Annotated in this window: 1 protein-coding gene; it reads left to right on the forward strand. The window is 46.3% G+C overall.

Annotation, left to right across the window (positions count from 1 at the left end; all coding sequences use genetic code 11):
• A partial coding sequence (locus tag AY607_RS06830) for an elongation factor Tu (RefSeq protein WP_155858357.1) occupies positions 1-788 on the forward strand: 788 nt, incomplete at both ends.

Below are 788 nucleotides of genomic sequence, written 5' to 3' on the forward strand. Positions count from 1 at the left end.
GAACGTAATAAGCCACACGTTAACGTGGGCACAATTGGTCACGTTGACCATGGTAAAACAACTTTAACAGCTGCGATTGCAACTGTATGTGCGAAGAAATTCGGTGGCGAAGCGAAAGACTACGCTGCAATTGACTCTGCACCAGAAGAAAAAGCACGTGGTATTACCATCAATACTTCTCACGTAGAATACGATTCTCCAACTCGTCACTACGCTCACGTAGACTGCCCGGGCCACGCCGATTATGTTAAAAACATGATTACTGGTGCTGCTCAGATGGACGGCGCGATCCTTGTATGTGCTGCGACTGATGGTCCAATGCCACAAACTCGTGAACACATCCTGCTTTCTCGTCAGGTAGGTGTACCTTACATCGTTGTATTCTTGAACAAATGCGACCTTGTAGACGACGAAGAGCTTCTTGAGCTGGTTGAAATGGAAGTTCGTGAACTTCTTTCTACTTATGACTTCCCGGGTGATGACACTCCAGTGATCCGTGGTTCTGCTCTTCTTGCACTTAACGGTGATGACAGCCAATACGGCGAGCCAGCAGTAGTTGCGCTTGTTGAAGCTCTTGATACTTATATCCCAGAGCCAGAACGTGCAATTGACCTTCCGTTCCTTATGCCGATTGAAGATGTATTCTCAATCTCTGGTCGTGGTACAGTAGTAACTGGCCGTGTAGAGACTGGTATCGTTAAAGTAGGTGAATCAGTTGAAATCGTTGGTATCCGTGATACACAAACAACGACTGTTACTGGCGTTGAAATGTTCCGTAAACTTCTAGA

It is taken from the genome of Acinetobacter sp. SFA (genome assembly GCF_001647535.1).
GTDB lineage: Bacteria > Pseudomonadota > Gammaproteobacteria > Pseudomonadales > Moraxellaceae > Acinetobacter > Acinetobacter pecorum.